The sequence below is a fragment of the Nocardioides sp. genome, assembly GCF_036503465.1.
Taxonomy (GTDB): Bacteria; Actinomycetota; Actinomycetes; order Propionibacteriales; family Nocardioidaceae; genus Nocardioides.
In genome coordinates this window covers 23,425-44,606 of record NZ_DASXWU010000045.1, presented here as the reverse complement: position 1 = coordinate 44,606, position 21,182 = coordinate 23,425, and the positions used below count along the sequence as shown (strand labels likewise).

Genomic DNA, 21,182 nt, shown 5'->3' with positions numbered 1-21,182 from the left:
GGTGGAGCCGCGCCGAGATCGGCAGCATCGAGCGCAAGACGGGACTAGCCTGTGGCTTTGTGAACGCGCGGCGTCGTCCGGTGTTCGTGGGGCGGGTCTCCGAGATCGAGCGGTTGAGGGCACTGGCACAGCTGGCGCGGACCGGTCGGCCCGCGGCCGCGCTCGTCGTTGCCGAGCCCGGCCTGGGCAAGACCCGGTTGCTGGCCGAGGTCGCCGCTGAGCTCGAGCTGCCGCATGTGGAGCTGCGGGGCTACGAGCTGGTTCGCGAGGTCCCGCTCGCTGCGGTTGCCGGCCTGCTGCGATTCCTCGCGGAGGTGCCCGACGCGGGAGATCGGCTCGGCGCCCTGCTGCTCGGTGAGGCAGGGGTGGGAAAGGGCCTTGACACCCTGCGGCTGTTCGAGGCCACGTTCCGCTGCCTGGCCGGGTCCGGCGCGCTGGCGGTGATCGTGGACGACCTCCAGTGGGCAGATGCGCAGTCCCTGTCGCTGCTTCAGTACCTTCTCGCCGCGGCCGCCCCGGCGGACTTCCAGCTGCTCGTGCTCTGTGCCGGCCGCCCGGGCGCCGAAGTGAGCGACTTCGGACTGGGCATCGGCCGGTTGCTCGAACCCCAGCGTTTCGCGGAGATCACCCTCGGTCCACTCGGCCGGGCCGAAGGGACCGAGCTCGCGGCTCGGCTGGCGCCCGAGCTCGAGCAGCAGGACGCCGAGCGGCTGTGGCGTCAGGCGCAGGGCTCGCCGTTCTGGCTCGAGGCCCTGGCCGGACACGATCGGGCGGGGACGGGCCCGGCCGGCCTGCTCCAAGGACGACTGACCGGTCTGGACCCCGACGCCGCCCGGCTGTTCGCGTTGCTGGTTGTTGCCGCGCAGCCGCTCGGCTTGCAGGATGCCCCGGAGCTGCTCGACTCGACGGAGGACAGGGTACGGCGGGCGGCGGCCGCCCTGGTGGACCGGGCGCTCGTCGTACAGGAGGCGGGGGAGGTGCGGGTCGCCCACGACCTGATCCGCGAGGCGGCTGCCGCGAACCTGGCCGAGGCTGAGCAGCGCCGCTTGCACCGGGTGCTCGCATCGCGGCTCGAGGCAGGAGCCGGGGGCGACATCCGCGATCTGTTCCGCGCTCTGGAGCATCAGCAGGCGGCCGGGGTCGTGGACCCGGAGCTTGCGATGCGCATCGCCGGGTCGCCGCAACGTCGCCTGCTCGGGAGCAGGGGTCTGGCGACCCTCGGTGCGATCGCCGACGTCACGACCGAGAGCTCGGCTCTGCCGGGCGAGGTCGCAGCGCTGGCCACGGAACTCGGTGAGTGGACCGTCGCACTCGAGCGATGGTCCTCCATGGCCGATCGGCTACCGGACGCGCGCGACCGGGCGCACGCCGCGCTCGCCGCCGCCACCGCGGCGTTCCGGCTCGGGCGCGCCGTTGACGTGCATGCGTTCGTCACGCTGGCTCGCGACCACGCCGGCGACGACCCGGTGGTCGCCATCGCGGCCGACGCGCAGGAGGCGGAGGCCCTGTTGTGGTTGGAGAACCTGGTGGCGCGGGCACAGCCGGTCGTCGAACGCGCTGCCCGGGCCGCGCAACAGCTGGTCGAGCAGGCCGGCGGCGTGGACGCTCTCGGTGACGCTGCGTGCGGGGCCCACGTCATGGCCCGGCGCGCGCAGTTGGACGCTGCGATCCGCCGTGCCGACGCGGCCACCGTCGCTGACTGTGCGGAGCTGATCCGCACGAGCGCCCGCGACCCCGCAGACGCGCTGGCGGCCGCCTCCGACGGAGTCTTCTCCATGCTGCAGTTCGAGGGCCTGCCCAAGGCCGCCGAGCCGCGCGCCCGCCGGATCCTCGAGGAGGCCCGGCGACGGATGCTGCCGAGCATCGAGGTGGAGGCGACCCACTGGGTCGGCTGGGTCGCTCACCACCTCGGCCGCTTGGAGGAGGCTTCGGGCTACATGGAGCAAGCCGTGGCGCTGGCGGCACGCGTGGGCCCTCCCCGTCGCTTCACGGTCACCCAGCTCCGCGCCGTGGCCTGCAGCGTCGACGCCAGCCGCATCGACTGGCGCGGCAACGTGGCCGCGATCGAGCAGGCGATCGCAGCCGAGCCGGACCCGCACTTCCGGCTGGTGATCCGGCTGCTGCACATCTGGCTGGTGGGGCGCTTCGCCGCGGTGGACCCGGTCCGGCTCGCGGCGCTCCTCGACCCGATGGCCGAGGACGCCGAGCGAGCCGGCTGCGCGCGCTGCCTGTGGGAGTCGGTGCTGCACGGCGCGGAGGCACAGGCGCGCATCGGCGACGTCGCAGGCGCCCGCGCGGCCCTCAAGCGATGGGATGCCGCTCACCCGGCTCCGTACCGGGGTCCGGGCGCCCGCCGCGCGTACGTCGCGGCACTGCTGGCCATGCATCGGGATCCGGTCGCCAGCCTGGGGCTGTTCGCCCGGGCGGCCGCGGACGCGTCGGAGGTGGGGTATGAGCTGATGAGGCTCTGGATCGACATCGACGCAGCCCACACTGCCTCTCGCATCGACCGCACGCGCGGGGTCCAGGACCTCCGCGCAGTCGTCGAGAGGGCCGAGGCGATGGGTGCGGTCAGCGAGCAGAAGCTCGTGGTGCAGCAGCTGCGCTCGCTCGGCGTACGCACCTGGCGGCGCGGTGCGGGCGCCGGTCCGCTCACAGTGCGTGAGCAGGAGATCGCCCGGCTCGTGACCGCCGGGCTCTCCAACCCGGAGATCGCCACCGAGCTGTTCCTGTCCCGCAAGACGGTCGAACGACATGTGTCCAACATCCTCGCGAAGTGCGGGGCGCGTAACCGGACCGAGCTGGGCGATCGGCTCCGCGACAGTCGGGAGGCGTGGCCGACGGCTCCCTGAGGACGGCCACCGGTGGATGGGGGAGTTCCCCGATGAACCTGCCTCGCTCCCTCCTTAGCGTCGACGTCAGCCGGCACGAGTCGGCGGATCAACCAAAGGCAGTGCGATGGGCTTGCTGCTCTTCCTCGTCGACAACGTGGACCCTGCGGCCGAGGTCGGCCCGGCGGTGGCCCAGCGACTGGCCGCCCTCGGTGTGACCAACTTGTCGGTACTGCGCGACGAGCACACGACCGCTCTTGCGCTGCAGGGCTGGACCTTCGACCCGACCCTGTCCGCCGACGCAGCCGCGCATGCCCTGTCGGCGGTCGGAGGCACGGTCCGTGTCTTGCGCCCCGTCGTCGAGTCCGAGATCCACCGCGCTCCGGAGAGCCCACGAGGAACCACCTGATGAAGAGACCACTGATGATCACGGCGCTCACCGCGACCGTCGCCCTCGCTGGACCGTTCGCACCGGCGTCGGCCGGCCCTGCGGCCGCCACCGTCACGCACTACACCGCGAGCTATCCGTGTCCGTGCTTCGGAGCATTCGACCTGACCGGCGTGCACGTGACGAACGTGCGTTTCCCGGGCTTCGACGCAGGCCCCTACGCCGCCGCGACCACCGGGGGCCGGGACAACTTCTCCGGCACGGTCACCGATCCGCCCGCCACCGAGATGGTGTTCAACGGCGCCAACTCCGGTCAGTGGTGCTCCGACTACGTCCAGGTGAGGGCCCTGTGCACCACCGAATGGTCCGAGACCGTCGAGGCCGACGGGTCGGTCACCGGGTGGGCGATCTACCCGGACGGTGCCTAGTAACTAGCGGTCCAACCATCGACTCGACAAGGAGTGTTCGAAGATGACCAAGAGAATGCTGGCGAAGATCTGTGTGGTCGCAGCGATCGGCTGTGCGCCGGCCGTGCTGTCGGCGATTCCCGCCGAGGCCGCGACCGGACCGGCGCCCGGCACCGGGCTGATCGGCGGGTGCAACATGGTCAAGGATCCGACCATGTTCACCGTAGCCATGGAGCACGCCTCCTCCATGGGCGACGCGGGCATGTTCGTCGGCGTGGCGGCATCCGGCGACCCCGGCTGTCAGACCTCCCTCGGCGGCTGAGCCGCGAGCGCTCGCTCTGGCATCGCGCGGTCACTCGGTCGCGTGCTCGGTCAGATCCGGCCGTCGGTGGTAGTCGCTCGCCTCGCTCACCCACCACGCCTCGGTCGTGGTCAGGTGCGTGGGCGGGTCGAGCGTGCCGGCGCAGATCGACCAGCGGTCCGGCCGGCCGCCGGCCTGCCAGAACAGGCTCGAGCCGCACTCCCGGCAGAACCCGTACGCCGCGTGTTCGTCGGGGCGGTACCACGCGAGCAGTGCCTCGCCTTCGAGCACGATGTCGCTGACCGCGGCCGAGGTCGCCGCCATGTGGTGCCCGGTGAACCGACGGCACCGGTGGCAGTGGCAGTTGATGACGTCGCGCAGCGGCCCGGACACGGCGTACCGGATGCCGCCGCACAGACATCGCCCCGCCCGGGATGCCGTCCTATGACCCTGCGTCATCGCCGGAACCACCGAGCTCCTGGAAGAGCGTGAGATGGACGCCGCCCGGGGCGTCCAGCCTCGCGTTGAGCGAGTCCCACGGCGTCCGGGTCGGCGGCGCGACCGGCTCTGCCCCGCCACCCACCGCGGCATCGTTCGCGGCCGAGGCGTCACCGACCTCGAGAGCCACCCGAAAGTGCGGTGCCACCCGGCGACCGACCTCCACGTCGTCGATCATCTCGACCTGCGCGGTGTTGGCGATCTCCAGCGTCGCCCGGCCCGCCCCGAGGATCGTGACCTGGGCGCCGCCGTCGCCGGCGTACGCCTCCTCCTCGGGCATGCCGAGCACGTCACGGAAGAACCGCAATGCTCCCTCGTAGTCCTCGGCGTGGACCACCAGCCGCAGCTGGCGGATTCCCGTGTCGTGATCACTCACAGAGGACAGATACCACAGCCGCAACGACAGTCGCTTTGGCCGTGCCCGTCGTGAAGGGTGGATGTGGCGGGCGTGACACATCACCGGTGGCCGCTCACAGAGGTTCGTCGTGCCCGACCGCCGTTGCCGGCTTCCAGATGATGCGCGCCCTCCTTCCTCCGCGGGCTCGTCCGACGTGAGTCCGGCGAGCGACGCCGCGCCCCAGAGGTTGATCCGTCCACAGTTTCACCCCCACCCCTAGCCGTGCGGCCGCTCGTGGTCGTAGGTTGCCTGAACGGATCTCTTACTCGGGAGAGGGATCACCTGTTGTCTGTCATCGCCGCGGACGCACACGCCGACCTGGTCGAGTCGCTCGACCAGCGGCTGCGTGAGGCGGTGCGCCGCGAAGGCGTCGACCCGCAGCGCGACGCGATCGTCGTACGTCGTCTGGCCGAGTCGGTGGTCCGTGATCACGACGAGCGCAGCTTGACCGGAGTGGTCGCGCCGGTCAGCGACGTCGAGTCGATGGTCGGGGAGCTGGTCGCCCGGGTGTCCGGCTTCGGTCCGCTGCAACAGTTCCTCGACGACCCCGCGGTGGAGGAGATCTGGATCAACGACCCTTCACGGGTGTTCGTGGCGCGACGCGGGAAGCATGAGCTGACCAACCTGATGCTCACCAGCGCCCAGGTGCAGGAGCTGGTCGAGCGGATGCTGAAGGCCTCGGGACGTCGCATCGACATCTCGCGACCCTTCGTCGACGCGATGCTGCCCGAGGGACATCGGCTGCACGTCGTGCTCGAGGGCATCAGCCGCGGCTGGACGGCGGTCAACATCCGCAAGTTCATTGTGACCGCGGGGCGCCTGCACGAGCTGGTCGAGCTCGGCACGCTCACGCCCCCGGCTGCGACGTTCTTGGAGGCGTCCGTGCGCGCCGGGCTGAACATCCTGGTCGCCGGCGGCACCCAGGCGGGCAAGACGACGCTCCTGAACTGTCTGGCCGCGGCCATCCCCGGCGGCGACCGGGTGGTCAGTGCCGAAGAGGTCTTCGAGCTGCGCTTCCCCCACCCCGACTGGGTGGCGATGCAAACCCGTCAGGCGGGTCTCGAGGGCACGGGCGTGATCACGCTGCGCGACCTGGTCACGGAGAGCCTGCGCATGCGTCCGAGCCGCATTCTCGTCGGCGAGGTCCGCGCCGAGGAGTGCCTTGACCTGCTGCTCGCCCTCAACGCCGGCGTGCCCGGCATGTGCACCCTCCATGCCAACTCCGCGCGCGAGGCGCTCGTCAAGATGTGCACCCTGCCCCTTCTGGCGGGAGAGAACGTGTCCGCGCGCTTCGTGGTCCCCACGGTGGCGGCGAGTGTCGACCTGGTCGTGCACCTCGGCATCGACCAGCACGGCGTACGTCGGGTCAACGAGATCGTCGGTGTCCCCGGCCGGGTGGAGCACGACGTCATCGAGATCGAGCCGATATTCGAGCGACGCTCGGGCGACCTCCGGCGCGCCGGAGGGTTTCCACCCCGCCAGAACCACTTCGAGCGCTTGGGCATCGACGTCCAGGCAGTGCTGGCGGGGGTCGGCTGATGGGCGTCGTGCTGGGCCTGGGTCTCGGAGTCGGGCTGCTGCTCGTCTGGTCGGCATTCGCGCTGCCTCGTCGCACTCCCCGCGTACGCCGTCACCGCACGCGGGTCGTCGAGCTCCTCGCCCGAGCGGGGTTGGGGCACGTGTCGTCCTCCGCGTTCCTCACCCTCTGCGGCGTCGTCGGCTGCTCCGCGGCCCTGGTCATGCAGGTCGTGACGCGTACGCCCCCGGTGGCTCTGCTGTTCGGCGCCATGGGCGGCTACCTGCCCGTCGTGGTGGTGGCGAGCCGTGCGCGCCGCCGGCAGCGCGACTTCGCCGAGGTGTGGCCCGAAGCCGTCGACAACCTCGCCAGCGCGGTGCGAGCAGGGCTCTCCCTGCCCGACGCGCTCGGTCAGCTGTCCGTGCGTGGCCCCGAGCCGCTGCGACCGCCGTTCGCGGCGTTCGCGCTCGACTACCAGGTGACCGGGCGGTTCGGCGAGTGCCTCGACCGGCTCAAGGAACGCCTCGCCGACCCCGTCGGCGACCGCGTCGTCGAAGGGCTCCGGGTCGCCCGTGAGGTGGGCGGCGGAGAGCTGGGCCGGCTGCTGCGCAACCTGTCGGGCTACCTGCGTGACGAGGCACGCACCCGTTCCGAGCTCGAGGCGCGCCAGGCCTGGACGGTCAACGGCGCACGCCTCGCGGTCGCCGCGCCATGGCTGGTCCTGCTGATGATGAGCTTCCAGCCGAGCGTCATCCGGCGCTACGCGTCGCCGGCCGGCACCGTCGTCCTTCTCTTCTCCGCTGGGACCTGCATCGTCGCCTACCGGCTCATGATGCGCATCGGCCGCCTTCCTCGCGAACGCCGGATCCTGTCGTGAGCCCGATCGTGTCCGGTCTGTTGCTCGGTGCCACCGCCGGGCTCGGACTGGTGCTGGTCCTCGCCCGACTGCACGCCATCCACCGACCGACCCTGGCCCTCCGCGTGATGCCCTACGTCCGCGACGTCCCGAGGATCGGACGCCCAGCGCCGATGGACGAGCCCACCTCCTCGCCGCTCTCCGCGGCCGCCGGCGTCTTCGGCCCCGGTCTCCGGGCCGCCGCCGACGCGGTCGAGCGCATCCTCGGCGGCGCCTCGTCCGTACGCCGCCGGCTCGCCCGCGCCGGGCTCGACCGGACCGTCCACGACTTCCGGGTCGAGCAGGTCCTCTGGGGGCTCGGCTGCTTCGCCGTGGTCGCGGCGTACTGCCTGCTCACCGCACTCGGCGGGCGCGGCGACACCGTCGGGTCACTGCTCCTCTGCGCGGCCGGCTTCGCCACCGGCGTGCTGGCCCGCGACACCTACCTCACCTCGCAGGTCACGACCCGCGAGCGCAAGATCCTCGCCGAGTTCCCGGTGCTGGCCGAGCTGCTCGCCCTGGCGGTCGCCGCCGGCGAGAGCCCGGTCGCCGCCCTCGACCGTGTCGTACGACGCAGCGGCGGCGAGCTCTCCCACGACCTCGCGTCGGTGCTCGCCGCGGTCCGCACCGGCGAGCCCGTCGCCCGGGCCTTCGACCGCATGGCCGCCACGACCGGCGTGCCGTCGGTGGCGCGGTTCGCCCAAGGCGTCGCGGTCGCGGTCGAGCGCGGCACCCCGCTCGCCGAGGTGCTCCACGCCCAGGCCGCCGACGTCCGCGAAGCCGGTCGCCGCGAGCTGATCGAGGTCGCCGCGCGCAAGGAGATCTTCATGATGGTGCCGGTCGTGTTCCTCATCCTTCCCGTCACCGTCCTGATCGCCTTCTGGCCCGGGGTGATCGGGCTGCACCTGACCACGCCGTGACATCCGAGACCACTGGTGACGACCCGACCCGCAGAGAAGAGGAACCGATGTACCCGCTGACCCGCCTCCTGACCCACTGCCTCCTTCTCGTCACGACCCCTCGCCGGCGTGACGAACGCGGGGACGTGCCGGGCTGGGTGCTGGTCACCGTGATGACCGCCGGGCTGGTCGGTGCGCTCTACTCGCTGGCGAAGCCCCAGCTCAGCGACATCCTCACCTCGGCACTCAACAGCGTGCACTGAGCCGTGCCCGCCCGGCACGGCCAGCGCGGAGCGGCGGTCGTCGACTTCGTCCTCGTGCTCGTCCTGCTCGTCCCGGTGTTCCTCGGGGTGCTGCAGGTCGCCCTGGTGCTCTTCGTCCGCAACACCCTCACCGCGGCGGCCTCCGAGGGAGCCCGGTACGCCGCCACGCTCGACCGCGGTCCCAGCGACGGAGCCGCCCGCACCCGCCGCCAGATCGACGGTGTCCTGGCCGGCCGCTACGCCAAGGGCGTGACCGCGCACGAGATCACCATCAACGGCGCGCCGGCGGTGGAGGTCACCGTCCACGTCGTCGTGCCCGCGCTCGGCATCGGCGGTCCCGCGGTCGTGCTCTACGTCTCGGGACACGCCGTCGAGGAACAGCGGTGAGGCGAGGGCGCGACGACCGGGGGAGTGCCCTCGTCGAGCTGTCCTGGCTGGGCATCCTGCTCGTGCTGCCGGTGCTGTGGATCGTGCTCTCGGTGTTCCAGGTCCAGCGCGGCGCCTTCGGGGTCTCCACCGCAGCGCGTGCCGCCGCCCGCGCCTACGTGCTCGCGCCCGACGACGCCTCCGGCCTGGTCCGTGCGCGGACGGCGGCCCGGATCGCTCTCGACGACCAGGGTGTTCACGGCGTCGTGCCCGAGGTCCGCGTGACCTGCACGCCGTACCCCGCCGACTGCCACCAGGGCTCCTCGGTGATCACGGTCTCGGTGCACTCACGGGTGGTGTTGCCGATGATGCCGAGTGCGTTGGGCAGCAACCGGCCGAGCTTCGCGCTGGACGCGACCCAGACCGTGCCGAGCGGACAGTTCCAGGAGATCAGCAGTGGTACGCCAGCGGAATGAGCGCGGGCAGACGACGCTGCTGATCATCGGCCTCGCTGTCGTGCTGCTGATGATGGCCGCGGTGGTGACCGATGCCTCCGCGGCGTACCTCCAGCGGCAGGGGCTCGACACGCTCGCCGACGGCGCCGCCCTCACCGCCGCCGACGCCGGCGCGTCCGGCGACGAGGCCTACGGCAACGGCCTCGACGTCGACCTCCACCTCGACGCCGACGTGGCTCGCGCCGCGGTGCTCAGCTACCTGCACCGCGTCGGCGCCTACGACCGCTACCCGGGGCTGAGCACGCGGGTCTCGGTGGACTCATCGACGCAACGGGTGATCGTCGAGGTCCGCGCCCCGATCCACCTGCCGCTCCACGTCCCGGGCTCGCCGGAGCACGCCGACGTCGCCGCCGTCAGTGCCGCGACGGTGGGCGTGGACGAGTAGTTCCCCCCTGGTTCAGACCTCGACGACTGTCTGGTCCACGGTGACGCCGTGGTCGTCGACGATCGTCGTGGTCGCGAGCATCTGGCGTTCGTCGGACAGCACGAACTCGACGCTCACGACAGCCCCGAGACGGACCAGGTCCCAGATGCGCTCATAGGTGTCGTCCCCATGCACCTGCACGACCCTGCGGTGCTTGCCCGCCATCCGACCCTCCTCCGGGTGGTGTGCTTTCCATCTCAACAGGGGGGAAGGAGACCAGGCTACGTCCTCAGAGACCGCCTGTCGGGTAAAGATTTCGCGTCCCTGGGCTGGGCGTGTCGGAAGGTGAGGGGCGATGAGCGTTGCGATCAGCCCTGGCAGACGGGCCGACAAGCCGGCCGGCCTCCACGGCAAGGTGGCGATCGTCGCCCAGCACCCGATGGGCCGGATCGGTGAGCCCGACGAGGTCGCCACGGCGATCGTGTTCCGGCCTCCGACGAGGCCTCGTTCATCGCCGATGCGGTGCTGCCGCCCCGTCGACGGCGGATTCCTGGCCCGCTGAGCAGGTCCCCGGGCCGGCTGTGCGGATGCGGTTCGGCCATCGCCGGTGCCGTAACCTTGCTCCTCGTGGCCGGCATCGACTTCGACGTGGAGATCAAGCAGCTCCGGGCGACGATGAGGACCATCGGCCAGGTGCTCGATCTCGACGGCATGCGTGCGGAGATCGCCGACCTCGGCACCCAGGTCGCGGCCCCCGACCTCTGGGACGACCAGGAGAACGCCACGCGGGTCACCGGCCGGCTGTCGGCGCTCCAGGGTCAGCTCGACCGATTCACCTCGCTCGACTCGCGCGTCGACGACCTCGAGGCTCTCGTCGAGCTGGGTCAGGAGGCGAACGACGCCTCCACCCTCGACGAGGCGGAGGCCGAGCTGGGCAAGATCCACGCGGCGGTCGAGGCGCTGGAGGTCCGCACGCTGCTCTCCGGTGAGTACGACGAGCGCGAGGCGCTGGTCACGATCCGCTCCGGGGCCGGTGGCGTCGACGCCGCGGACTTCGCCGAGATGCTGATGCGGATGTACACGCGCTGGGCCGAGCGCAACAAGTACAACGTCGAGGTCTTCGACACCTCCTTCGCCGAGGAGGCCGGCATCAAGTCGGCCACCTTCGCCGTGCACGCGCCGTACGCCTACGGGACGCTGAGCGTCGAGGCCGGCACGCACCGGCTGGTGCGGATCAGCCCGTTCGACAACCAGGGCCGCCGGCAGACGTCGTTCGCGGCGGTCGAGGTCGTGCCCGTGCTCGAGCAGACCGACGACATCGAGATCCCCGAGGAGGAGGTCCGCACCGACGTCTACCGCTCGAGCGGGCCCGGCGGGCAGAGCGTCAACACGACCGACTCGGCGGTGCGGCTCACCCACATCCCGACGGGCATCGTCGTCTCCTGCCAGAACGAGAAGTCGCAGCTGCAGAACAAGGCAAGCGCGATGGTGATCCTCAAGGCGAAGCTGCTCGCCCTCAAGAAGGCCGAGGAGCGCGCCCAGCTCGACGCCCTGCGCGGCGACGTGGCCGCCAGCTGGGGCGACCAGATGCGCAGCTATGTGCTGAACCCCTACCAGATGGTCAAGGACCTCCGCACCGAGTTCGAGGTCGGCAACCCCCAGGCCGTCTTCGACGGCGACATCGACGGCTTCCTCGAGGCCGGCATCCGCTGGCGCCGCTCCACCGAGGCCGCCGCGAGCTAGCTCCGGCCGGCGTCGTGCGACGCCGAGCGTGCTCGACGAAACCGAGCATCGCCGACCCGATCGCGGTCGGGGCCGCCGCGCGGGGGAGGCGTTTCCCCATCCATCATCGGGGGAACTCGACCGACCGCAGCATCCGCAGGAAGGCAACGTGATCTGATCCATCCAGGGCGGGCTCGTTGCCTGGATCGAACAAGAACCAGTAGGCGACCCCGTCCTTGACGGTGACGGCGATGTTGATCAGGACGTCGCAGTTGTACTCGAGCAGCAGGCCGGGGCTGCCGCCGATGGCGACCGGCTTCTCGAGCGCCGGCTTCGACGGGCAGTAGGGGTGCGTGCGCGCCTGCCACGCGACCAGGGACGTGACGTACGCCGCAAGGCCGCGCCGCCAGCTCCTCGCGACTGCGAACGAGTTCGCGGTCGTGGTTCCGGTGAACCTGTCGACTTCGGGGGACTCGGACAAGAGAACCGTTCTCCCGTCCCACCTCTCGGACGCCTGTGCAGCCGTCCATCCGGCCGGGACCTTCAGGGTGTACCCGTATGTCGTGGAGGTGAAGCTCTGGCGCACGGCCGGGGCCGGGATCGGGCGCGTGGGCGGCGGTTCGACATCTGATCCGGTGCGTCCGTGGAGCCCGACCGCGCTGCCGGCGACGACCAGCGCGGCGACCGCCGCGACGCCCCACCGGGTCTGGCGACGTCGTCGCGCCGTGGTGATCGCGGCGCCGGCACCGCGGGGGGCGGAGATGCCGGCGATGTCCTGTTCGAGGCGGCCGAAGGCGGCGTCGAGGTCGAAGCTGTCGTGCTCAGGCATGGGTCGTCTCTCCGTTCGGGGTGCCGCCGAGCAGGGGAACGAGGGCGGCCCGGCCGCGCGCGAGGCGGGCCTTGACCGTGCCCTCCGGACACCGTTCGGACGTGGCGATGTCGGCGACGCTGAAGCCGGCGAGGTGGTGGAGCACGAGCGCCCGGCGCTGCGCCTCCGGCAGCTGCTTCAGCGCGGCGACGAGCGCAACCGTGTTCTCGTCGGGTGGTGGTGCCGACTCGGGCGGACCGGCGGCCGAGAGGTGCCTGGTGGCAGTACGCCGGCGGCGCCAGCCACTGATCGCCCCGCGGGTGGCGACCTGGCGCACCCACGCGCCGGGGTCGTCGTACGACGCGAGCTTCGTCCAGCGTGGCCAGGCCTTCGTGTACGCCTCCTGGGCGGCTTCCTCCGCGGCGCCGAGGTCACCGAGGACTGCGTACGCGCACGCGACGGTCCGCCGCCATGTGGCGTCGTAGAACGCCGCGAAGTCGTCTTGACTCGTGCCCACGGGCCCTCCTCGGAGTCCGCCGACCGATCCGGCCGGCTCATTGGACCAGACACGCGCAGGTACAGGGCTCGGTTGCACGGAGTTGTCAGGAAGGCCGATGTTCTCGGGGCCTGACGGTCGAGAGCACCCACCGTGCCGTCTCGGCGACGACCGGGTCGGGGTCGTCGAGCCAGCGCCGGGCCAGCTCGGCAGCACGGTCACCGAGCACGGTGGGCGCGGCGTACAGCCCGCAGACCCGCAGCCACGGCTCCCGCCAGACCAGGTCCGGGTCGTCGACCAGGTCCGCCAGCCAGTCGGCGACCGGCTCCGGTCTGTCGGTCCCCGGCTCACCGTCGGGGTGCAGGAGGCCCAGCACCAACGGTGCCTGGATGTGCCCGACCGTCACCTCGAGAGCCTCGTGGGCCAGGGCCCGCTCCGCGGGGTCGGCGGAGTCGAGGTCGCGTACTGCGCGCGCCAGGCCGCGTTGACCAGTGGCCAGCTCGAGCAGCGTCGTGGTCTCGGCGGCCAGGCCGGCGAGCTCGTCGTGCAGGGCCCGCCGCAACGGATCGAGGGGCGGGGAATCGTCCAGGTGGACCAGTGCGGCGCGGGCGCGAGTGGACCGGACCTGCTGGCCGTGGAGCGCCGCCCCGACGTCGATGCTGACGGGAGCGACGCGTCCACCGGCGGCGCTGACGGCGCGGGCGAGCCGTTCACGGACGCGCCGGCTCCCGGTCCGGTCGACCAGCATCGTTCCCAGTGCGGTGCCGAGGTGCTCGGCGTGGGCGGTCAGTGCCTGGGCGACCGCGGTCGCCGGGACCCGCCGCCCGGCGGCCTCCACCAGGTGGGGCACGAAGAACGGGCTCGGCGAGAAGGCCGCCGCGCGGAGCGCGCTGCCGACGAGGTCCGGGCTCTCGGCACCGACCAGCGACGCCCAGACCGTCCGCGCCCGCTCACCCAAGGTCCCCGGGGCGTCGACGAGCGCGGCCCCGGCGGCCGATCTGACCCCGGGGTCCGGATCGTCGAGCAGGCGGCCGAGCTCGGGTCGAGCCGTCACGTCACCGCTGACCAGCGACGCGCGCGCCGCCGTCGCACGGACCGCGGCCGGCGTCTCGTTCGACAGCAGGGCGCCGACCTGGGCCGCGAACGCCGGGCTGTGGGAGTCCGCGAGCGCGTCCAGCCCGACCTCGACGTCGCGCGGGTCATCGCTGGCCAGCAACCGCTGGACCGCGCCGAGCCCGGCATCGCCCTGGATGTCCAGGGCAGCCGGCTCCCAGGCGCGCGTGCTGACCAGTCCCCGCAGACCGACGCCGTACTCCCGGTAGGCGACCAGGGCCAGCACCAGCCAGACCACCGAGATGAACAGGCTGACCAGCTCCACGACCCGCACCTCGAGGCCCAGCGCCCGCAACAGCAGCAGCAGCGCGCCGACCAGGCCCAGGGCCAGCGGCACCCCGGCGCCCTCGACCATGGTCTGGGTGCGCAGGCGCTCGTCCGCGGGCAGCGCCTGGTACGTCGTGTTGATCGAGGCGCGCGTCAACCCGTCTGTCATCGAGATGTCGCCGATCTGCTGCGCGCACGCCACCAGCAGGAAGACCAGGCCGGCGACGCCCGCGGACCAGCCGACCAGGTTGCCCACCACGAGCAGCACCACCACGACCGCAGGGTTCGCGGCGAGACCCAGGCCGACGCCGTACCGGCCCAGCAGCCGTCCCGCGAGCAGCACCACGAACGCGATGGCCACGATGTTGATGGCCGCGCCGTAGAGCCCCTGGAAGCGCGCCAGGTCGCCGGCATCCGGGTAACGGGCGGCGGCGCGCTCCCAGACGATGTAGTCCAGGAGCTGGGTCGCCGCCGCGGAGAGCACCTGGTAGCCGAAGATCGTCACCACCAGGGCGTTCAGCGGGATCCGCCGTGGTATCGGCTGATCGCCACGCACCCGCGGAGCGGCCGGAGGGGGGACCCGCATCTGCTCGGGGAACTGTCGTGCCGTCTCGACGACCAGGAGGAGCATCGCCGCGGCGAACACGAGGTCGATCAGGAGCAGTCCTTCGGGTCCGCCGAGCACGTGGACCAGCCACGCCGCGAGCAGTCCACCGACCGCGAAGCCGACCGAGAACCCGCCGACGATCCTGGGGAAGTACTCCTTCATCTGCCGTACGTCGAGCACCCGCCCGCCCTGTGCCCCGACGAGCACGAAACCCACCGGGATCGCCAGTGGGAAGAGCACGACCAGCGGGAACGACACCCACTCGACGTCGGTGGTGGCGAGCACGACGTACCCGGCCGCCACCAGCACGACGTACGCCGACAACACCGAGATCGCCAGCGCGGCCAGGCTGAACCTCGCCTGCGCGCGATGCATGGTCCACGAGACGAGGACCCCCGAGACCGCGACGACGAGGTAGACGTACGGAAGTGTCCGGGCGCCGTAGGTGTGCAGCAGAAGAGCGCTGGTGGGCACCACGAGGAACGCGACCGTGAGCCCGAGTGCCAGCGTCTGGCCACCCAGCAGGAGCAGCCGGGCGCGCATCAGGAGGGCGGCTTCTCGTGCGACTCTCGCAGCCGGCGCACCAGCTCGGTGATGACGCCCATCGCGATCTCGGGCTGACTCTCGACGGCCTCCTGGAACGCCTCTCGCCGTAGCCGGAACGCGACGACGGGACTGAGGGCGGTCACTGTCGCCGAGCGGGGCTGTGGGTCGAGCACCGCGAGCTCGCCGACCACCGTCCCGGCGCCGAGCGTGACCCGACGGTCGCTCCGGAACACCTCGACCTCGCCCTCGACGACCACGAACATCCAGTCCTCGACGGCGCCCTCGCGCATCAGGTCGTCCCCCGCATCGAACCCGACCTCGTCGAGCACGGACGCGACTCCGGCCAGCACCCGGTCGGGCGTCCCCGAGAAGAGCTCCACATGACGGAGCAGGGCGACGCGCTCCACTGTGAGGAGCATCGCCCGAGCATAGGTGTGGTCCTGGCCACCCGGCCAGGGCGGAACGGGCCACGGGAGGCAGACGCGCGCCGCGCGAATACCGGACCCGTTGCCCGGCTCGGCTAACCTCCCTTCAGTGATTCGCTTCGAAAAGGTCACCAAGACCTACCCCGGCGGGACCCACCCGGCCCTCGACAACGTCTCGATCGACGTCGAGAAGGGAGAGTTCGTCTTCCTGGTCGGTACGTCGGGGTCCGGCAAGTCGACCGCTCTGCGGTTGGTGCTGCGCGAGACGCGGTGCACCAAGGGGCGGGTCTACGTCGCCGGCAAGGAGATCAACCGGCTGGCCGGGTGGAAGGTGCCGCGGCTGCGTCGCCAGATCGGCACCGTCTTCCAGGACTTCCGGCTGCTCCCCAACAAGACCGTCTCCGAGAACGTCGCCTTCGCCCTGCAGGTGATCGGCAAGTCGCGCGGTGAGATCCGGCGAACGGTTCCCGAGACGCTGGAGCTGGTCGGCCTCGACGGCAAGGGCGACCGGATGCCCGACGAGCTCTCGGGTGGCGAGCAGCAGCGGGTGGCGATCGCCCGCGCGTTCGTCAACCGGCCGATGATCCTGATCGCCGACGAGCCCACCGGCAACCTCGACCCCGCCACGTCGGTGGGCATCATGAAGCTGCTCGACCGGATCAACCGCACCGGCACCACCGTGGTGATGGCGACGCACGACGCCGGTGTGGTCGACCAGATGCGCAAGCGGGTCATCGAGCTGGCCGAGGGCAGCATCATCCGCGACCAGGCCCAAGGCGTGTACGGCTTCCAGCACTGACCGACGACCCGCGTCGTCCACCGACCCCCGACGAGTAGCACTCCGGAGAGAACCGTCCCATGCAGCTGCGTTACGTCTTCACCGAGCTCGGCATCGGCCTGCGCCGCAACCTGTCGATGCACGTCGCGGTGATCCTCACCCTGTTCGTGTCGCTGAGCCTGGTCGGGCTCGGCGTGCTGCTCAACCAGGAGGCGAAGAAGGTCTCCGACCAGTGGGGCAGCCAGCTGACGGTCACCGTCTACCTCTGCAGCCGCAACGACGGCAACCCGGCCTGCACCGGCCAGGTCACAGACTCCCAGCGGAGCGCGATCCAGAAGGTGATCGACACCAACTCGCAGGTGGACTCCACCGAGTTCATCTCCCAGCAGCGGGCGTTCCAGACCCTGCAGGAGCAGTTCCCCGGCAAGTACGACGGCCCGAACTCGCCGATCACGGCCGCGGACATGCCGCAGTCGATCCGCATCACGCTCAAGGACCCGAACCAGTTCCGAGACGTGGAGAGCGCCGTCGTGGGCCTCGACGGGGTGTCGAGGGTCCAGGACGTGCACAAGCTGCTCGCCCCGATCTACAACACGATCTCGCGGCTCAAGTGGGGTGGCTGGGGCACCGCCATCGTGCTGGTGGTTGCGGCGCTCCTGCTGGTGGCGAACACCATCCGGCTCGCAGCGTTCGCCAGACGCCGGGAGATCGGCATCATGCGTCTGGTCGGTGCCTCGACCCTCTATATCGCGCTGCCCTTCCTCCTGGAGGCGTTGGTCACCGCTGTGATCGGGTTCGCCCTGGCGGCCGGTGCCTTGGCGGCGTTCATGGAGTTCGTGGTCAAGAGACAGCTGAGTCACGACCTGAGCTTCATCACGTGGGTGGGGCACAGCGACTACACGTGGGCGCTGATCTGGATCGCGGTCCTCGGTCCCCTCCTGACGCTGATCCCGACACTCGTACTGACCCGCAAATACCTCAAAGTGTGAGTCGCGTCCGTTAGCGTCCTCGTGGCCGGTATTCCCCGACACGCGAAGGCTCATCGGTGCGACTCTTCCCCGCCACCGCCCGCCAGCGCCTGGTCGTCGCCGTCACGGCGGGCGCCCTGAGCGCCGGTGTCCTGACGACCCCCGTCGGTCCCGCCGCCTGGGCGGACATCAAGCACCTGCGTCACGAGCACTCGCAGGCGCAGCACTCGGTCCGGCACGCCAAGGCCGACTTGGACGAGTCGAGCAAGCAGACACGGCGCGCGTTCGCCGCGCTGTCGCGGTCCCGGGCCGATCTCCGGGTCGCTCGACACGACCTGCAGGTCGCCCGCGCCCACGTCGAGGCGGCGCGGGAGCGGCTGGCCAGGATCCGACAACAGCTCGACCACGCCCGGGCGAGGCTGCAGCGCGCGGAGGCCAACCTGGCGCGCGAGCAGAGGGCGGCCGCCGACCAGCACGAGCAGCTGGTGAACACCGTCACGTCGTTCTACGAAGGCGGGGACCCACAGCTGGTGGGGATGCTGTCGTTGCTCGGCACCACGACCACCGCCGAGCTCACCGACAAGCAGGCCAACAACAGCCTCGTGCTCGACTCGCAGAACCAGATCCTCGACAGCCTGAAGGCGACAGAGGTGCTGCTCCAGGTGCAGACCGACGAGAGGACCAAGGCGCGCGACCAGGTGGCTCGGAAGAATGAGCAGGCTGCCGCCAACCTCGAGCTCGAGCGCCGCTACCGGCAGCAGGCGCTCGACGCCAAGCGGCGCGTGTGGAAGAACGTGAAGGCGAAGCGGCGCGCGTGGGCGATGGCCCGCAAGGCGCGTGCCCACGACCGCGCAGCCCTGGCCCGGACGAAGCGGCACGAGGCCCGCATCCAGCACCTGATCCAGCTCGCCAGGCTGCGGGCGGCCCGGCGCGGGAGCGGCTATCGCGGGACCACCGGCGGGCTGCTGATGCGCCCTGTGAACGGTCCGATCACCTCGCCGTACGGCTGGCGGATCCACCCGATCTACCACTACTGGGGCCTGCACGACGGCGACGACTTCGGCGCTCCCTGCGGCGCCCCTCTGTACGCCGTGGCCCGCGGCACCGTGATGTCGGAGTACTACTCCGCGGTCTGGGGCAACCGCCTCTACCTCAATCTCGGCTCGATCAACGGCAAGAACGTCACGGTCATCTACAACCACCTGTCGGCCTATCGCAGCCACGTCGGCGAGCACGTCTCGCGCGGCCAGGTGGTCGGTCTGGTCGGTACGACGGGCTGGTCCACCGGCTGCCACACCCACTTCACAGTGATGGTCAACGGCCAGCCAGTGGACCCCACCCCCTGGTTCAGCTGACCGATGACGTGGGAGTTTCCCGGTTGACCGCTGCTGGGAGAATGTCGGGATGGCCAGGGAGCAGGGGCGCAAGCTGATCGCGTCGAACCGCAAGGCGCGACACGACTACCACGTGGAGGACACGTGGGAGGCGGGGCTCGTCCTGATGGGCACCGAGGTGAAGTCGCTGCGGCAGGGCCGCGCCACGCTGGTCGACGGCTTCGCCGAGGTCGACGGCCACGAGGTCTGGTTGCACGGTGTCCACATCCCGGAGTACACCCAGGGCACCTGGACCAACCACTCCGCCCGGCGCCGCCGCAAGCTCCTGCTCAACCGCTCCGAGATCGACAAGATCGAGCGCAAGATCACCGACAAGGGCTACACGCTGGTGCCACTGTCGCTGTACTTCAAGGACGGCCGGGCGAAGGTCGAGATCGCCCTGGCCCGCGGCAAGAAGAGCTACGACAAGCGACACGCGCTCGCCGAGCGCCAGGCCAACCGGGAGAAGGAGCAGGCGGTCGGACGCCGGCTCAAGGGACTCCCGGATTGATCCGGCCGCACTGATGCCGGGCCTCGACCCGGCGGGCTTCGCCGCCGACCTCGGGCTGCCCGGGCTGTTCGACGTGCACACCCACTTCCTGCCGCCACGCGTGATGGCCAAGGTGCGCCACCAGTTCGACTCCGCCGGTCCGCTGATCGGCAGCACCTGGCCCCTGGAGTACCGCGGGCCCGACGAGGAGCTGGTCGCGACGCTTCGCGGATTCGGCGTACGCCGCTTCTCGTCCCTGCCGTACGCGCACAAGGCGGGCATGGCGGAGTTCCTCAACGACTGGTCCTTCGGCTTCGCCGACCGGACGCCCGGCTGCCTGCGCAGCGCGACGTTCTACCCCGAGCCGGGCGCGCCGGCGTACGTCGCGAGCCGGATCGCGTCGGACGCGGAGATCTTCAAGATCCACGTCCAGGTCGGCGCCTTCGACGTGCGCGACCCACTGCTGTCAGAGGTGTGGGGGCTGCTCGAAGACTCCGGCACCCCGGTCGTCCTGCACGCCGGCTCGGGCCCGGTCGTCACGGCGTACACCGGACCGGGCCCGGTCGCCGACCTCTTGGCGACCCATCCTCGACTTGCGCTGGTGATCGCCCACCTCGGCGCCCCGGAGTACGCCGAGTTCCTGGCGCTGGCCGAGTCCTACGAGCAGGTCCGGGTCGACACCACGATGGTGTTCACGCCGTTCTTCGACGAGCTCGGCGCGGCGTTCCCGACCGATCTGGTGCCCAGGCTGCGTGACCTGCAGCCCAAGGTCCTGCTCGGCTCGGACTTCCCCAACATCCCGTGCCCGTACGCCGAGCAGCTGGCCGGCCTGGCCAACCTCGACCTCGGCGACGACTGGCTCCGCGACGTCTGCTGGCACAACGGCGTACGTCTCTTCGGCGGCCCTGCCGAGGAATGAGAGTCGTCGCCGGAGCGTTCATCCCCGTAGACTGACCACGTTGACAACTCAACAGGGGGCTGATCGGTTTCGACTTGGGACGTCAGTTCCAGGGGAAGCGGGTCGAGAAGCCGGCGTCATCTCGTAAACGTTCGCCGGAAACCTATAAGTGCCAACGCTAAGCGCACTGACTTCGCTCTCGCCGCCTGAGCGGTGACCGAAGGGTCTGACCGGGTGATTGCCTTCGACCCGGACCCAGGCCTCATCTAGAAGGCTTGCTGCTCATCTCCTGTCAGGAGGGGTGAGCGGGACTTTTCCCTGACTGGGCCTGTCGGTGACGTGTCAGTGCGAGCACCGGGGCCGAGAAAACGACATCGCTGACTGCACCCGGAGAAGACCTGGTTCGACGCTCGAGGACGCGGGTTCGATTCCCGCCAGCTCCACAGCGATCAACACCCGAGATCCCGGTGTCGGCGACGTACGACGTGCGTCACCGACACCGGGATCTCGCACGTCCTGGCCGTGGTCCGATGTCGAGAACGACGGATCGGCTCCGTTCCCCTCTCGAACGGCGCCAGGCCGGCGCCCGAGAGGAAGGCAGAGTCATGGCGAGGTACCTGATCGGAGTCGACTTCAGCCCCGGTGACGACGAGACGCCGATGGAGGAGTGGACGCGCGACGAGGTGGCCGCCCACCTCAGCTACTACGAGGCTCTCACCCGAGAGCTGGTCGCCAGCGGGGAGCTGGTGGGGTCGACCATCCTGACCGGCCCCGACCTGGCGAAGATCGTCCGCTCCGACGGCCGCGGCGCGCCGGTCGTGACGGACGGCCCGTTCCAGGAGTTCAAGGAGTGGCTGGCCGGCTTCCAGATCGTCGAGGTCGAGAGCGAGGAGCGTGCCGTCGAGATCGCGGCGCGCGTCTCCGCGGTCCCCGGGCGCAACGGCGTCCCGACCGGACAGCCGATCCACGTCCGCCGGGTGATGGACGAGGAGGGACCGTTCGGACCCGACGAGATGGAGGACTACCTCCGCCATGCGACCCGGGCCTGACG

At 70.9% G+C, this 21,182-nt stretch carries 26 protein-coding genes and 1 other RNA gene; 20 read left to right on the top strand and 7 right to left on the bottom strand.

The window, feature by feature from the left end; all coding sequences use genetic code 11:
- Nucleotides 1–59 precede the first annotated feature (59 nt).
- The 4 genes from VGK78_RS07665 to VGK78_RS07650 all read left to right on the top strand — a co-directional run bounded on the left by VGK78_RS07665 (nt 60) and on the right by VGK78_RS07650 (nt 3,948).
- A complete protein-coding gene (locus VGK78_RS07665) occupies nt 60–2,852 on the top strand; it encodes a LuxR family transcriptional regulator (RefSeq protein WP_331526997.1) in 2,793 nt (930 codons plus the stop codon).
- A 106-nt stretch (nt 2,853–2,958) separates the two neighbouring features.
- Nucleotides 2,959–3,240, top strand: a complete 282-nt coding sequence (locus tag VGK78_RS07660; RefSeq protein WP_331526996.1) for a hypothetical protein — start codon at nt 2,959–2,961, stop codon at nt 3,238–3,240.
- Nucleotides 3,240–3,647: a hypothetical protein gene (locus VGK78_RS07655; RefSeq protein WP_331526995.1), complete on the top strand. Its 408-nt coding sequence runs from the start codon at nt 3,240–3,242 to the stop codon at nt 3,645–3,647. Before VGK78_RS07660 ends, VGK78_RS07655 begins: the two co-directional genes overlap by 1 nt.
- Nucleotides 3,648–3,702: 55 nt before the next feature.
- On the top strand, nt 3,703–3,948 hold the full coding sequence (locus VGK78_RS07650) for a hypothetical protein (protein ID WP_331526994.1): 246 nt from the start codon (nt 3,703–3,705) through the stop codon (nt 3,946–3,948).
- A 30-nt stretch (nt 3,949–3,978) separates the two neighbouring features.
- Here the strand turns inward: VGK78_RS07650 and VGK78_RS07645 are convergent, their stop codons facing one another.
- Complete coding sequence (locus VGK78_RS07645) at nt 3,979–4,386, bottom strand: GFA family protein (protein ID WP_331526993.1); 408 nt, start codon at nt 4,384–4,386, stop codon at nt 3,979–3,981.
- Nucleotides 4,370–4,801, bottom strand: a complete 432-nt coding sequence (locus VGK78_RS07640; RefSeq protein WP_331526992.1) for a VOC family protein — start codon at nt 4,799–4,801, stop codon at nt 4,370–4,372. Before VGK78_RS07640 ends, VGK78_RS07645 begins: the two co-directional genes overlap by 17 nt.
- Nucleotides 4,802–5,107: 306 nt before the next feature.
- On the opposite strand from VGK78_RS07640, the gene VGK78_RS07635 reads away from it, so the two are divergent.
- From VGK78_RS07635 to VGK78_RS07605, 7 genes are read left to right on the top strand one after another with little or no spacing between them, the layout of a single operon-like run.
- Nucleotides 5,108–6,361, top strand: coding sequence for a CpaF family protein (locus tag VGK78_RS07635; RefSeq protein ID WP_331526991.1), 1,254 nt, complete (start codon nt 5,108–5,110; stop codon nt 6,359–6,361).
- The gene (locus VGK78_RS07630) at nt 6,361–7,215 is read left to right on the top strand and encodes a type II secretion system F family protein (RefSeq protein WP_331526990.1); all 855 of its coding nucleotides are present in this window, start codon (nt 6,361–6,363) and stop codon (nt 7,213–7,215) included. The genes VGK78_RS07635 and VGK78_RS07630 overlap by 1 nt, the downstream gene beginning before the upstream one ends.
- Nucleotides 7,212–8,153: a type II secretion system F family protein gene (locus tag VGK78_RS07625; protein WP_331526989.1), complete on the top strand. Its 942-nt coding sequence runs from the start codon at nt 7,212–7,214 to the stop codon at nt 8,151–8,153. The genes VGK78_RS07630 and VGK78_RS07625 overlap by 4 nt, the downstream gene beginning before the upstream one ends.
- A gap of 47 nt (nt 8,154–8,200) precedes the next feature.
- Nucleotides 8,201–8,395 (top strand): hypothetical protein, encoded by a 195-nt coding sequence (locus VGK78_RS07620; protein ID WP_331526988.1) that lies wholly within the window; start codon nt 8,201–8,203, stop codon nt 8,393–8,395.
- Nucleotides 8,396–8,398: 3 nt separating this feature from the next.
- Nucleotides 8,399–8,782 (top strand): TadE/TadG family type IV pilus assembly protein, encoded by a 384-nt coding sequence (locus tag VGK78_RS07615; protein WP_331526987.1) that lies wholly within the window; start codon nt 8,399–8,401, stop codon nt 8,780–8,782.
- Nucleotides 8,779–9,237: a hypothetical protein gene (locus VGK78_RS07610; RefSeq protein WP_331526986.1), complete on the top strand. Its 459-nt coding sequence runs from the start codon at nt 8,779–8,781 to the stop codon at nt 9,235–9,237. Before VGK78_RS07615 ends, VGK78_RS07610 begins: the two co-directional genes overlap by 4 nt.
- The gene (locus VGK78_RS07605) at nt 9,218–9,661 is read left to right on the top strand and encodes a pilus assembly protein TadG-related protein (protein ID WP_331526985.1); all 444 of its coding nucleotides are present in this window, start codon (nt 9,218–9,220) and stop codon (nt 9,659–9,661) included. The genes VGK78_RS07610 and VGK78_RS07605 overlap by 20 nt, the downstream gene beginning before the upstream one ends.
- A 12-nt stretch (nt 9,662–9,673) precedes the next feature.
- Here the strand turns inward: VGK78_RS07605 and VGK78_RS07600 are convergent, their stop codons facing one another.
- Nucleotides 9,674–9,865, bottom strand: coding sequence for a hypothetical protein (locus VGK78_RS07600; protein ID WP_331526983.1), 192 nt, complete (start codon nt 9,863–9,865; stop codon nt 9,674–9,676).
- Between the two features lie 130 nt (nt 9,866–9,995).
- Here VGK78_RS07600 and VGK78_RS07595 point away from each other — a divergent pair, with 130 nt between their 5' ends.
- Both VGK78_RS07595 and prfB read left to right on the top strand, forming a co-directional pair.
- Nucleotides 9,996–10,202, top strand: coding sequence for a hypothetical protein (locus VGK78_RS07595; protein WP_331526982.1), 207 nt, complete (start codon nt 9,996–9,998; stop codon nt 10,200–10,202).
- Between the two features lie 65 nt (nt 10,203–10,267).
- Complete coding sequence (gene prfB, locus VGK78_RS07590) at nt 10,268–11,383, top strand: peptide chain release factor 2 (protein ID WP_331526981.1); 1,116 nt, start codon at nt 10,268–10,270, stop codon at nt 11,381–11,383.
- Nucleotides 11,384–11,486: 103 nt separating this feature from the next.
- On the opposite strand, the gene VGK78_RS07585 is transcribed toward prfB, so the two are convergent.
- The 4 genes from VGK78_RS07585 to VGK78_RS07570 form a co-directional block, all read right to left on the bottom strand.
- Nucleotides 11,487–12,191, bottom strand: coding sequence for a hypothetical protein (locus VGK78_RS07585; RefSeq protein WP_331526980.1), 705 nt, complete (start codon nt 12,189–12,191; stop codon nt 11,487–11,489).
- Nucleotides 12,184–12,687, bottom strand: a complete 504-nt coding sequence (locus VGK78_RS07580; RefSeq protein WP_331526979.1) for a SigE family RNA polymerase sigma factor — start codon at nt 12,685–12,687, stop codon at nt 12,184–12,186. Before VGK78_RS07580 ends, VGK78_RS07585 begins: the two co-directional genes overlap by 8 nt.
- Nucleotides 12,688–12,772: 85 nt before the next feature.
- The gene (locus VGK78_RS07575) at nt 12,773–15,196 is read right to left on the bottom strand and encodes a hypothetical protein (protein WP_331526978.1); all 2,424 of its coding nucleotides are present in this window, start codon (nt 15,194–15,196) and stop codon (nt 12,773–12,775) included.
- Nucleotides 15,196–15,618 carry a cyclic nucleotide-binding domain-containing protein gene (locus tag VGK78_RS07570; RefSeq protein WP_331526977.1) on the bottom strand — a complete coding sequence of 141 codons (423 nt, stop codon included), beginning with the start codon at nt 15,616–15,618 and terminating at the stop codon, nt 15,196–15,198. The genes VGK78_RS07575 and VGK78_RS07570 overlap by 1 nt, the downstream gene beginning before the upstream one ends.
- A 115-nt stretch (nt 15,619–15,733) precedes the next feature.
- On the opposite strand from VGK78_RS07570, the gene ftsE reads away from it, so the two are divergent.
- The 7 genes from ftsE to VGK78_RS07535 all read left to right on the top strand — a co-directional run bounded on the left by ftsE (nt 15,734) and on the right by VGK78_RS07535 (nt 21,180).
- A complete protein-coding gene (ftsE, locus tag VGK78_RS07565; protein ID WP_331526976.1) occupies nt 15,734–16,423 on the top strand; it encodes a cell division ATP-binding protein FtsE in 690 nt (229 codons plus the stop codon).
- A 59-nt stretch (nt 16,424–16,482) separates the two neighbouring features.
- The gene (ftsX, locus tag VGK78_RS07560; protein WP_331526975.1) at nt 16,483–17,391 is read left to right on the top strand and encodes a permease-like cell division protein FtsX; all 909 of its coding nucleotides are present in this window, start codon (nt 16,483–16,485) and stop codon (nt 17,389–17,391) included.
- Nucleotides 17,392–17,447: 56 nt separating this feature from the next.
- Nucleotides 17,448–18,725, top strand: coding sequence for a peptidoglycan DD-metalloendopeptidase family protein (locus tag VGK78_RS07555; RefSeq protein WP_331526974.1), 1,278 nt, complete (start codon nt 17,448–17,450; stop codon nt 18,723–18,725).
- A gap of 49 nt (nt 18,726–18,774) precedes the next feature.
- Entirely contained in the window at nt 18,775–19,254 is a 480-nt protein-coding gene (gene smpB, locus VGK78_RS07550; RefSeq protein ID WP_331526973.1) for an SsrA-binding protein SmpB, read from the top strand.
- 13 nt (nt 19,255–19,267) lie between these two features.
- Nucleotides 19,268–20,152: an amidohydrolase family protein gene (locus VGK78_RS07545; RefSeq protein ID WP_331526972.1), complete on the top strand. Its 885-nt coding sequence runs from the start codon at nt 19,268–19,270 to the stop codon at nt 20,150–20,152.
- Nucleotides 20,153–20,207: 55 nt separating this feature from the next.
- Nucleotides 20,208–20,577: a transfer-messenger RNA gene (gene ssrA / locus VGK78_RS07540) on the top strand.
- 159 nt (nt 20,578–20,736) lie between these two features.
- A complete protein-coding gene (locus VGK78_RS07535; protein WP_331526971.1) occupies nt 20,737–21,180 on the top strand; it encodes a YciI family protein in 444 nt (147 codons plus the stop codon).
- Nucleotides 21,181–21,182 lie beyond the last annotated feature (2 nt).

Excerpts from the sequence above, each read along its gene's own strand:
- VGK78_RS07645 (WP_331526993.1), bottom strand. The coding sequence starts at position 4,386 with ATGACGCAGGGTCATAGGACGGCATCCCGGGCGGGGCGATGTCTGTGC.
- VGK78_RS07600 (WP_331526983.1), bottom strand. The coding sequence starts at position 9,865 with ATGGCGGGCAAGCACCGCAGGGTCGTGCAGGTGCATGGGGACGACACC.
- VGK78_RS07575 (WP_331526978.1), bottom strand. The coding sequence starts at position 15,196 with ATGCGCGCCCGGCTGCTCCTGCTGGGTGGCCAGACGCTGGCACTCGGG.
- VGK78_RS07630 (WP_331526990.1), top strand. The coding sequence starts at position 6,361 with ATGGGCGTCGTGCTGGGCCTGGGTCTCGGAGTCGGGCTGCTGCTCGTC.
- VGK78_RS07545 (WP_331526972.1), top strand. The coding sequence starts at position 19,268 with ATGCCGGGCCTCGACCCGGCGGGCTTCGCCGCCGACCTCGGGCTGCCC.
- VGK78_RS07655 (WP_331526995.1), top strand. The coding sequence starts at position 3,240 with ATGAAGAGACCACTGATGATCACGGCGCTCACCGCGACCGTCGCCCTC.
- VGK78_RS07620 (WP_331526988.1), top strand. The coding sequence starts at position 8,201 with ATGTACCCGCTGACCCGCCTCCTGACCCACTGCCTCCTTCTCGTCACG.
- VGK78_RS07585 (WP_331526980.1), bottom strand. The coding sequence starts at position 12,191 with ATGCCTGAGCACGACAGCTTCGACCTCGACGCCGCCTTCGGCCGCCTC.
- VGK78_RS07595 (WP_331526982.1), top strand. The coding sequence starts at position 9,996 with ATGAGCGTTGCGATCAGCCCTGGCAGACGGGCCGACAAGCCGGCCGGC.
- VGK78_RS07650 (WP_331526994.1), top strand. The coding sequence starts at position 3,703 with ATGCTGGCGAAGATCTGTGTGGTCGCAGCGATCGGCTGTGCGCCGGCC.
- ftsX (WP_331526975.1), top strand. The coding sequence starts at position 16,483 with ATGCAGCTGCGTTACGTCTTCACCGAGCTCGGCATCGGCCTGCGCCGC.
- VGK78_RS07570 (WP_331526977.1), bottom strand. The coding sequence starts at position 15,618 with ATGCTCCTCACAGTGGAGCGCGTCGCCCTGCTCCGTCATGTGGAGCTC.
- VGK78_RS07535 (WP_331526971.1), top strand. The coding sequence starts at position 20,737 with ATGGCGAGGTACCTGATCGGAGTCGACTTCAGCCCCGGTGACGACGAG.
- VGK78_RS07660 (WP_331526996.1), top strand. The coding sequence starts at position 2,959 with ATGGGCTTGCTGCTCTTCCTCGTCGACAACGTGGACCCTGCGGCCGAG.
- smpB (WP_331526973.1), top strand. The coding sequence starts at position 18,775 with ATGGCCAGGGAGCAGGGGCGCAAGCTGATCGCGTCGAACCGCAAGGCG.